Source organism: Corynebacterium sp. MSK008, from assembly GCF_030232585.1.
Classification (GTDB): Bacteria; Actinomycetota; Actinomycetes; order Mycobacteriales; family Mycobacteriaceae; genus Corynebacterium.
Window position 1 is genome coordinate 156869 of record NZ_JASPJX010000004.1, and the last position, 11438, is coordinate 168306.

At 63.6% G+C, this 11438-nt stretch carries 7 protein-coding genes; all 7 read right to left on the minus strand.

The window, feature by feature from the left end:
- Window positions 1-1860 (minus strand): Rib/alpha-like domain-containing protein (locus QP996_RS04775; RefSeq protein WP_284871496.1); only part of this gene is annotated, 1860 nt, incomplete at its 3' end.
- Window positions 1861-2479: 619 nt separating this feature from the next.
- Window positions 2480-3685, minus strand: coding sequence for an acetate kinase (locus QP996_RS04780; RefSeq protein ID WP_284871497.1), 1206 nt, complete (start codon window positions 3683-3685; stop codon window positions 2480-2482).
- The gene (pta, locus tag QP996_RS04785) at window positions 3686-5029 is read right to left on the minus strand and encodes a phosphate acetyltransferase (RefSeq protein ID WP_284871498.1); all 1344 of its coding nucleotides are present in this window, start codon (window positions 5027-5029) and stop codon (window positions 3686-3688) included.
- A 78-nt stretch (window positions 5030-5107) separates the two neighbouring features.
- Window positions 5108-6355, minus strand: coding sequence for an ATP-grasp domain-containing protein (locus QP996_RS04790; RefSeq protein WP_284871499.1), 1248 nt, complete (start codon window positions 6353-6355; stop codon window positions 5108-5110).
- A gap of 86 nt (window positions 6356-6441) precedes the next feature.
- Window positions 6442-7185 (minus strand): hypothetical protein, encoded by a 744-nt coding sequence (locus QP996_RS04795; protein ID WP_284871500.1) that lies wholly within the window; start codon window positions 7183-7185, stop codon window positions 6442-6444.
- 356 nt (window positions 7186-7541) lie between these two features.
- Complete coding sequence (locus QP996_RS04800; protein ID WP_284871501.1) at window positions 7542-9641, minus strand: hypothetical protein; 2100 nt, start codon at window positions 9639-9641, stop codon at window positions 7542-7544.
- 159 nt (window positions 9642-9800) lie between these two features.
- Window positions 9801-11438: YPDG domain-containing protein (locus tag QP996_RS04805; RefSeq protein ID WP_284871502.1), on the minus strand; the 1638-nt coding region annotated here is incomplete at its 5' end.

The window sequence follows — 11438 nt, forward strand, 5'->3', positions numbered from 1 at the left end:
CTGGCCCGAGGTCGGCTGAGCTGTAGTCGTCTGGCCCGAAGTCGGCTGAGCGGACGTTGGCTGCGCAGTAGTTGACGTCGGCTGCGGCTGAGTCGTCAGCTGCCCAGAGGTCGGCGTCGCTGCGGTCGGCTCAGAGGTAGCCGGGGCAGACGGCTCCGGCGCGGACGTGGTCTGGCCGGAGGTCGGTTTGGTAGTTGTCAGCTGCGCGGTGGTCGGCTGCGCAGTGGTCGGCGTCGCTGCGGTCGGCTCAGAGGTAGCCGGGGCAGACGGCTCCGGCGCGGACGTGGTCCGGTCGGCGGTTGTCGGCTGGTCGGAGGTCGGCCGCGCCGTGGTCGACTGACCGGACGTTGGCTGCGCAGTAGTTGACGTCGGCTGCGCAGTAGTTGACGTCGGTTCCGGCTGCGTCGGCACCCAACCAGACGTCGGGGTCGTCGAGGTCGGCTCGGAAGAACCCGGCGTGGACGGTTTCGTCGTCGGCTCCGGCGTGGACTGAGACGTCGGGGTCACCGAAGTCGGCGTGCCCGAAGTCGTGGTCGTCGGTTCCGGCTGCGTGGGCACCCAGCCAGACGTCGGGGTCGTCGAGGTCGGCTCGGAAGAACCCGGCGTGGACGGTTTCGTCGTCGGCTCCGGCGTGGACGGTTTCGTCGTCGGCTCCGGGGTGTCCTGGCCAGACGTCGGCTTCGCGGTAGCAGTCGGCTCCTCCGAAATCGGGGTCGTCGGCTCCGGCTGCGTCGTTACCCAACCAGACGTCGGGGTTGCTGAAGTCGGCTTGCCGGAGGTAGGGGTCGTTGCGCCGGTGGTCGGCTCTGCCGTGGCCGTCGGCTCAGACGTCGTCGTTTCCGGTGTCGTCGAATCACCTGACCCCTCAACCTGGATATCGATGGTGTCGGTTATGACCTTGGCGTCGTTAGTGATGATCTCGACTTTCGCCTTGCCCGAAGCCTTCGGCGTGCCGGTGATCTCGCTCTTTTCGTCGTCGTAAGTCAGACCTTCCGGCAGGTCAGTGACCTCGACGGACGATGCGTTCTCTGTGGGAATGGCGATGTTGACCTTCTCACCGGGCTTCACCGGTGCCGGATCGTCAACAACGTTTTGCTCGACCGGAGCCGGCAAATCTGCAGAGTCCTTCACCGTGATCGTGAAGGTCTGCTCGAGTGGCCCGTCGGCGCCGGCAACAACGCTTCCGCCCTCCACCAGCTGGGTTTTCACCGTGAAAGTGCCGGTTTCAGTCGGGGTGCCCTTCAGGAAGATGTGCTTGATATTGCCGAAGTTACGCAGCGTGGCGGTGACACCTGGTGGCAGCGTGGACTCATCGATGGTGAGCGCCGAACTCCGGGGAGCTTTGTTCACCCGGATGTCGATAGCGTTGATTGCTTTCCCAGTCCAGAACACCTTGTCGCTCTGGTCTACGTATTCCGGGTCGGGTTGCACGCTAACGGCGGCGTCGACGGTCTTGGTGGAGCCATCTTTGAACGTGAATTGAACTTCGATCTTGTCGCTCTCTCCAAGATCGGCGTCCGGGTCCGGAGTGATTGAAATTTCTCCGGACTCTGGGTCGATTGTGGCCCCCCAGCCCGGGTTAACGCTGTCGGCGAGCTTGTATCCGTTCGGTGGGTAGACAGTCAGACGGTTAACGTTCGGGCTGATTTTGGTTGTCTCACCGTAGTTCACGCTTGTGGAGGTTGGGTACCTCACCAACGACTTTTGCGCATCGGTCAGCAGCTGCGCCGACGCCTGCGAAGCGGTCTGCGGGGCTGCAACCGGCTGGACGCCCGTCACCACAAGCGACAGGCCGAGCGCGCACGCGGCTACCGACGTCCCGCGCCGACGCGCAAACGCGCGGTCATGCTTTCCAGTCATTGCAAGACCCCATTTCTGAATCTTTCATCTACCGCCGACTCAATCAACAGCCAACAATACGGTTTTCTCCACCCGCAAATCTATCGCGCAAGAATCCATAAAGACAACACAATTGTGGTTTGCAGAGCCGTCCGCCAGCTGATCAACGGCCCGCGTGGACCTCTGCGCTGCCACGCGCGGGAATCAGACGGTTTTTGTGCAATCAATCACAAAGGGGGAATCGTCATACGTTTAGTCCGAGGGCGGATCTGCTAGTTGCGGTTTTCGGGAGCTAGCAGATCAGCCCGCAACTGAACCCGCTTTTCAATATCACCTGAAACAATACAAACTTGGACAGTTGATCTGCTAGTTGCAGCTTGCTCATTGCCTATCGACGCATCCGTCACCCCCGCCAACAGCTCCCACCAACACCAAGATCGCTGATCGTCTAGCAGCACCGCACGACCTGCTAGACGATCCGCGAACCGGCTCCGCATTTCCCCAGGTGATATTGACACTGTGTTTCATTACGGGGCGGATCGTCTAGCACTCTCCACACGCCGCTAGACGATCACGCAACAAGCAGCACTAAGCCCCGGCACCAGGTCTCGCGAACCGGTGCCGGGGCTGAAAAGCCTCACTACCCCACGCGGGCGGCGACGGCGGCGGCCTTCTGCGCGATGGCCAGCTCCTCGTTGGTGGGCACGACAAGGACCTTCACCGTGGAATCGTCGGTGGAGATGATGCGCGGGCCGTCGTTGGGCAGCGCGTTCTTCTCCGGGTCGACTTCGATGCCGTACATCTTCAGGTTGTCCAGGGCGTCCATGCGTACGTCCTGGTCGTTCTCGCCGACGCCGGCGGTGAACGTGATGGCGTCCACGCGGCCGAGCGCGATCATGTAGGAGCCGATGAAGCGGCGCAGCTGGTTCAGGTAGACCATGTAGGCCAGCCAGGCGTTTTCGTTTTCTTCCTCGATCATGGCGCGCAGCTCGCGGAAGTCGTTGACGCCGGACAGGCCCTTCACGCCGGACTGACGGTTGAGCAGGTTGTCAATCTCGTCGATGGACATGCCTCCCTGGCGCACCAGGTGGAAGATGATGCCGGGGTCGATGTCGCCAGAGCGGGTGCCCATAACCAGGCCGGCCAGCGGGGTCAGGCCCATCGAGGTGTCAATCGGGTGGCCGTTGGCCACAGCCGACGCGGAGGCGCCGTTGCCCAGGTGCAGCACGATCTGGCGGGTGTGGTTCGGGTCACGGCCGATCAGCTCCGGCACCTGGGAGGAGACGAACTCGTGGGAGGTGCCGTGGAAGCCGTAGCGGCGGATCAGGTTCTGCTCCGCCACCTCGGCGTTGATGGCGTACAGGGCAGCGGCCGGCGGCAGGTCGCGGAAGAAGCCGGTGTCAAACACCGCCACGTGCGGGATGTCCGGCAGCAGCGCGCGGGCAACTTCGATGCCGTCGATGTTGGCCGGGTTGTGCAGCGGCGCCAGCGGGATCAGGTCGCGGATCATGTCCACCACCGGGTCCAGGATCAGCTCCGGCTCGGAGAAGACCATGCCGCCGTGCACGACGCGGTGGCCGGCGGCGACGATGTCGAGTTGCGTCGGGCCGATGCCTTTGGCGTCGAGAAGCTTGAAGGTTTCCTGCAAGCCGTCAGCATGGGTGGGCACGGCCTTTTGCACGACGTACTTTTGGCCGTCGTACTTGATGGTGATGCGGCCCTGCGGCTCGCCGATCTGCTCGACCAAGCCGGAGACGAACGGGTCCGCGGACGCGTCCGAGGTCGGGTCGACGATCTGGAACTTGATCGAGGAAGAACCGGAGTTAATAACGAGGACGTAGGACATTTACTTCGCCCCCGCCTGGATCGCCGTGATGGCCACGGTGTTGACGATGTCCGGCACGGTTGCGCCGCGAGACAGGTCGTTGACCGGCTTATTCAGGCCCTGCAGCACCGGGCCGACGGCGAGCGCGCCGCCGGTACGCTGGGCGATCTTGTAGCCCGCGTTGCCCGCCTCGAGGTCGGGGAAGATGAACACGTTGGCCTGGCCGGCGACCGGGGAGTCGGGGGCCTTCTTCTTACCGACGCCCGGGTCGCAGGCGGCGTCGAACTGCAGCGGGCCGTCGATGGCGATGTCCGGGGCGAGCTCCTTGGCCTTCGCGGTCGCCTCCACGGCGCGCTCCACGTCCGGGCCGGAGCCGGAGGTGCCGGTGGAGTAGGACAGGATGGCCACCTTCGGGTCGATGCCGAACTGCGCGGCGGTCTGCGCAGACACGGCGGCGATCTCGCCGATCTGCTCCGCGGTCGGGTTCGGGTTCACGGCGCAATCGCCGAACGCCCAGAGGCGGTCCTGCATGACCATGAGGAAGATCGAGGACACCACGGACGCGCCCGGGGCGGTTTTGATGATCTGGAAGGACGGCTTAATCGTGTGCGCGGTGGTGTGCGCGGCGCCGGAGACCATGCCGTCGGCAAGCCCCTTGTGCACCATCATGGTGCCGAAGTAGGACACGTCCTTCATGGTCTCGCGTGCCTCTTCGATGGTGACGCCCTTCTTCTTGCGCAGCTCCGCGAACTCGGCGGCAAACTCCTCGGCCAGCTCAGATTCGAGGTGGTTGACCAGGTTCGCGCCCGTGAGGTCCAGGCCCAAATCGGCCGCGCGGCGGTTCATGTCGTCCACATCGCCGAGGATGGTCAGCTCGGCCACGCCCTGCTTGAGCAGCTGGTCGGCGGCCTGCAGGATGCGGTCGTCCTCCCCCTCCGGCAGCACCACGTGCTTGCGGTTGGCGCGCGCCTGCTCGATCAGTTGGCGCTCGAACACCACGGGGCTCATCACCTGCCGGGCGTCGACGGGCTCAACGTTGTCAAGATCGCCATTGCTTATCGACGCCACGGTCGCCCCCAACTCCCCAATCCTCGCTTCAGCGAGCTTGGCCACCGTTTCGTCGCCTGCGGCGAGCAGCACCGGGGCGCCGATGGCGGCAGCGAGCTGAGCGTCGAAGTTGTAGTCGCCAGTGCCCGCATACAGGGCCGGCTCTTCGGTGATCTGCTCGGAGTTGAAGATTTCTGCCACGCTGTCACCCGAAAGTCGCACCAGGGGCAGCTCCAAACGGCTGGCAAGCTGCTGCAGATCCAGGCCGTCGAAGGTGCGGTTAGCGAGGGTTACCAGCAAAGATTGGCGTTGAGACATGGCTTCACCTTTCGTCGTGGGCAAACATGCACCAGTTTACCGATGCGACCCCCGCCAAGACGAACTAAAAGGTGTGATCTAATTCTCGCCGGGTTTTCCGTCGACCCTGTAGATCTCGCGGACGGCCTCGTCGGTGCGCTGGCGGGCCTCCGCCGCGGAATCGGCCGTGGCGAGGACCAGGGTGCCGTCGCCAAGCATTCGCACCGTGACCTCATCCACCGCCATCGCCGCAGCGAGCGCGGCCTGCGACGGGTGGCCCTCCAAAAAGCGCACCGCACCCGGGCTGATCAGCGTCGAATCAATGGGCAGCCGCTGCGTCGCGCGCGCCTGCAGGTCGAACTGGTTGATGCGCTGCGTGACAAACGTGACCAAACCGTCGCGGCTCGGGCGCGGAGTGACCTGGGAGAAGTAGACGTCGTCGCCGGAGACAAACATCTCCACCGAGAAGATGCCGCAGCTGGCCAGCGCGCCGGTGATGCGCGCCGCGATGGAGCGCGCGTTATCCATCGCAGCCTCAGGCAGCGGCGCGGGCTGCCAACTCTCGACGAGCCGGCCTTCCCTATGGCGGGTACCAATCGGCTCGCAGAACCACGTGGCCAACCCGCCCGTCTCCGGGTCGATGGAACGCGCCGCGAGAATGGTCACCTCGTAGTCGAAATCGATGAACCGCTCCACCACCGCGCCCTGCCCTAAGCCACGGTCGGCGGCGCGCCACGCGTCCGCGAGATCCCCGTCGTTATGAACGACGCTGAAGCCCTCGCCGTCCTTACTCGTCGGCGACTTGACCACACACGGGTACCCGATGCGTTCCACCGCGTCGTGCATCTCCTGCGGAGTCGCGGTGAACTCGTAGTCCAAGGTGGGAAGGCCCAACTCCTCGTTGGCCTGTTTTCGCACCGCCATGCGGTCCGCGGTGTGGCGGCACGCATCCACCGACGGCGCGACCACCGCACCGACGCGCCGCGAGACGTCTTCCACCGTCTCGATCGTGTCCTCCGCATCACCCGACGTGACGATGATCCCCGGGTAAAACGCCTCCGCAATACTCGCGGCGCCGACGCGGGTGTCAAAGCCCAAGCGCTTGTACGCCTGCTCCAGGTCCAGCGCCATCGCGGACTCGCCCAGGATCAGCGCCCGGCGCGGCATCTCCGCCGGCTCCTCGCTGGCAGCTGGTGAGGCGGGGACGGTGGGGATAGCGCCCGTGTCGTCGGGGGAGTGGTCGGCGTTGGGCCCGGTGTTGGACCCGGTGTTGGACCCGGTGTTGGACCCAGTGTTGAGCCCGGCTGGACGCTCGGCGGGGTGCTCTGCAGAGTGCGGAACAGTCATGGGAACGAATTATCCCACAATTATGGGTGCGGGCTGGTACGCAAAGCCTGCCCCGGTGCGAATACGCTGGATCCACCCCCAGACCGTCACCGAACTGGGGGATGTTTGAGGAGCTGCGACACACGATTGAAACCTGTCGCCCATTCCTTCAACTCCGGATCGACGATTTCTAGAAGCTCGAAGATATCGTTAAGCCGCTGACGAAGAGGATGCGTTGCGGTTACGTGAGCTGAAGGCCCAAGCAGGTACTCGTGGTGCGCTATGCGGTTCCGAAAGTATGTGAGCCTGTAGAGAAGCCACCGCAATCGGTCCGGATCGGCTCCCGGCTGGAAAACACACTTGAGTGCAGACTCCCAAAGAATGGTGCGGTAGTTGTTCGTCACCGGGTCTTTCGACTCTCCCCACTCAGACGGAAACAAATTGTGCCACGCTCCAAAAGTCACCTGAGCAAGAACATCGCCTTCCTGCAACGGAAATCCCTTTCGTGGGTGCGCAGGGTTCTGATCTCGACGGTTCTTCGCTTCCTTCGCCTTGGACTGAGCCTCAAGCAGAGGTCCCTTCATCAACTTCTGCAAAGGAAGCGGGAGAATAGCTGGCTCCGCGAGCAGCCATTTCCCCACGTCCCTAGAGAGACAGTAGCGGTCAACCCCTCTGTAAATGACGTTTCGCAAAGCAACCTCCGAAATGCCAAGCAATTCAAAATAAGCTGCCCCGACTTGGACATTCCAGAGATAAAACGAGAGCGCCAACTTCACGTTTCCATCAGCAAGCTGAAGGAACGGCGCTAAACGAGCCTCTCCGAAATAGGTTCCCCAGAAACCCTTATCCATTACAATCCCCCTCGATACATGCTACTGTTCTACGCGAAAAGGCTCTACGGAGTCGGAGACTGAAAGCGGGTCTGCTGGTTTTCACCAGCACGGCCCGCTTTCGTTTGCGTTTACTCGGACAGACCCTGGGATCGGCCGATTTTCTAGGGGAGTTGTCAGTGGGTGACGATCCCAGAGTTTGGCGGTGCAAGGGTCTGAGCAGTGCACTTCACGAATAATGATCGATCATTAAAAGTGATCAAGCGGATCAGACCAGTCGCCCACGGGCTTGCCCCCAACCAAACGGCGAAACGCCCCCGCCTCCCAGTGCGGGAAGCGGGAGCGCTCGGCTCGGCTAGGGCGCGAGCCCTACTCGGTTACTTCTTCTCAGAAGAACCGGCGTAGGTCTTGCCGGTGGAGCCCTTCAGCTCGAGGTCCTGCACAGAGCTGCCGATGCCGCCCGGGGTGCAGTTGTCGTAGATGACCGTACCGGTGAGGATGCCGGCGGCGATCAGTGCGAGGCCTGCGCCCACGGTTGCCACGTCCAGGCCGAACTGGCGCAGCTGCTTGTTAATCACCTCGACCTGCAGCGCAATCTCCGGGTTGAACACGCCCAGCTCCTGCTGGATCCGGGCGTTGGCCAGGCGGATCTGCTCGGAGTACTGCTCCACCACCGGGGACAGACCCGGGATGGCGGTCTGGGTGGCCAGGCCGATCGGGATCAGCGCCAGCAGCGGCAGGCCGAAGCCGACGGAGGTGGCGATGCAGCGCTTGCGCTCGTCGTCGGTCAGGCCCGGCTTGCCCGGCTTCTCCGGTGCATCCTGGCCCTCGGACGGGGTGGAGTCCACGTCGAACGGGTCGGACTTGCCCTCGATCTCGTCGCGGTTGGACACGCCGTCGCCGTCGAAGTCGCCGTTCGGGTCCAGGATGGAGCGGCCGTCCTGGCCCACCAGCTCAAACTTCGCCTCGCCGGTCAGCGGGTCCTTCACGCCGTCGAGCGTGATGGTGCCGGTCGCGGACGGGTTGGCGATGCCGTCGAACTGCTTCACAAAGTCGTCCCAGGTGGTCTTGCCGGTCGGGAACTTCTCGGTGAAGGAGTCCTGGAGCTGTGCGTTCGTCGGTGCCTGGCCGGTGATCACGCCGGAGGTGCCGTCGATAGTAAAGCTCCAGTTGTCCGCACCGTTGGAGCCTGCGACCTCGGCACCGGTGATGCCGGTGGTGAGGTCCTGGCCCGCGAACGGATCCTTGGACGTGCCCTGCTCGCCCGGCTTCACGGCGGTGGCGTCGTCGCCGTAGTTCGGGGCGACGATGTTGACGCGCAGGTCGTAGCCGTCCTTGTCGGTGACGCGCTTGCCGTCCTTGTCGCGCACGGCCACGAAGGCCTCGCGCGGGCCGGTGCCGGCCGGCACGGTCACCTTGATCTCGCCGGTCTCCGGGTCGATCTCAACGACGCCGCCCTCGATCTCGCGGCCGGAGCGGTCCACGAGCTTGCCGGTGTAGCCGCCATCCTTGGCCGGGTTGTTCACGCGGCCGACAACGTGGGCGTTGCCGTCTGCCGGGACGTCCGGGGTGGTCACGGACGCGGTGTCGGAGTCGTTGTCGTCGCGGTTCTTCTCGTGGCCCGCAACCGGCACCTCGGCCTCGACTGCGCCGTTGGGCAGGTTCGGGTCGGTGACGGTGACGGTGATCGGGCCGTCGACATCCTCACCCGGGGTGACCACGACGTTGCCGTCCTCGTCGATCTTGGCCGGGATCTCCTTGCCGTCTTCGTCCACCGCGGTGACCTTGGTGTCCTCGGACGGGTTGTTCACCTTTACGCCGGTGTTCTGCTCCTCGTCCGTGGGCTGGACCGGCTGGATGCCGTTCTTGTCCACGGAGATGGCGTTGTCGTCGACGTTCTTGGAGTGGCCGTCCACCGGCACCTCCACCTCGACTGCGCCGTTGGGCAGGTTCGGGTCGGTGACGGTGACGGTGATCGGGCCGTCCACGTCGGTGCCCGGGGTGAGGTGGATGTTGCCGTCCTCGTCGATTTCGGCCGGGATGTCCTTGCCGTCCTCGTCGGTGGCGGTGACCTCGGTGTCCTCGGACGGGTTGTTCACCTTGATGCCCGAGTCCTGCTTCTCATCGGTCGGCTTGACGGTGTTCGTGCCGGAGCTGTCGACAGTCGTACCGTTGTCGTCGATAGGCGTGTCGGAGCCGTTATCGTCGCGGTTCTTCTCGTGGCCGGCAACCGGCACCTCGAACTCGACGGAACCGTTGGGCAGGCTCGGGTCGGTGATGGTGACCTTGATCGGTCCATCGACGCCGGGCTGAGGCTTGACGACGACATTCCCGTTGTCGTCAATCCTCACCTCGACCGGGTTGCCGTCTTCGTCCACCGCGGTAACGGTGGTGTCCTCAGACGGGTTCTTCACCTTGATGCCGGTGTCCTGCTCCTCGCCGTTCGGCTCGACGGTCTTGATGCCGCCCTTGTCCACCTCGACGGATACGCCGTTGTCGTCGACGCCCTTCTCGTGGATCGGCTATGCCACAACCGGGGCTAGAAATGGCCACCGTTGTTGTACCACCAGCCGAACAACGCAAATAGCCCCGCCCTCCCTTGCGGGAGAACGAGGCTATTGAGAACCTACCGGGGATTACTTCTTCTCAGAGGAACCCTGGTTGTCCTTGGAGGAGGAACCGTTGTCGGTTGCCTTCTCATCCTTCTTGGAGGAACCAGCGTAGGTCTTGCCGGAGGAGCCCTTCAGCTCAAGATCCTTCACAGAGCTGCCACCACCATTCGGCGAGCAGTTGTCGAAGATCAACGTGCCAGCCAGAATGCCCGCGGCGATCAGCGCGATGCCAGCGGCAACAGTGCCCAGGTCCGTACCAAAGGCTGCCAGCTGCTTGTTCGCAGCATCAACCTGCGCGGCAATACCCGGGTTGAACAGACCCAACTGCTGCTGGATCTGGGTATTCGCAGCCTGCAGCTGAGCATTCGCGTCAGCCACAACGGTGGACAGACCCGGAATCTCCATCTGGGTAGCCAAACCCAGCGGGATCAGCGCCAGCAGCGGCAGACCGAAGCCGAGGGAAGTAGCAACACACTTGCCGGTGTCGATGCCGACCTGCTCGGTGGCCTTGTTGCCGTCGCCGTCGGAGACGATGACCTTGTCACCAGGCTTGAGCTCAACACCAGCCGGTACGTCGACGGACCAGTTGCCGTTCTCGTCGGTCGTGGTCTCAACCTCCGTGCCGTCCGGGAGAGTGACAATGATGTCTTCGTTCGGACGGTCGCCCGTACCGGAGATGGTCTTATCACCCGGCTTGATCGGGTTCACGGTCGGCGGAGTGGTGTCCTTGACCTCGTCGCCCTCGGACGGCTTGGAGTTCTCGTCAGCCGGGTTGGAACCGCCCTCGATTTCCTCCTTGTTGGTGAAACCATCGTCGTCGAAGTCGCCGTCCGGATCCAGCAGGGACTTGCCGTCCTTGCCCAGCAGGTCGAAGTTCGCGTCGACGCCTTCGTCCTTCGAGTCATCCTCGTAGGTGAAGTCCACCGTCACGGTCGGGCGAGCGTACGGGGTGAAGGTCTCGACGAACTTCTCCCAGCTCTTATTAATAGCGGGCAGCTCCTCGCCGACAGCGTCGCGAACCTCAGCCATCGTCGGCGCGGTGGCCACAATGACACCGTTGTCCTGCATCTCAAACTCCCAATCCTGGGAGCCGTCCGATGCCTTGGAATCGATGTTCTTCAGCGGCGCATCTTCCTCGCCGAACGGGTTCTCGGTGCTTCCGCTCTCGTCGACCTTAACGCCGGTCACCTTCTTGTACTCCGGTGCGAACTTCTCGGCGTCAGTGCCTGCCGGCGCATCCGGCTCGTCGACGGTCACGGTCACATCGACGTTGTCCTTCGAACCATCCGGGTAGGTCACCTCAACCGGAACCGTGATCTTGTCACCAGGGGTCGCACCCTCCGGCACCGGAACAGTGATCTCACCAGTGTTCTCATCGACCTTCACACCATCCGGAGCACCCTCACCCGGGCCGAAGGTCGTGCCCTCCGGAGCCTCGGTCAGGTTACCGTCCTTGTCGGTGAAGGTCGGAGGATCGATCTTGACATCGCTGCCCGGCTTACCAGAACCATCCTCGTAACCAGGCTCGAAGGTGTCAGCGTCCTTGTCCTTAGCGTCAGGCTCTTCAACCGTGACGGTGACATCAACGTTGTCCTTCGAACCATCCGGGTAGGTCACCTCAACCGGAACCGTGATCTTGTCACCAGGGGTCGCACCCTCCGG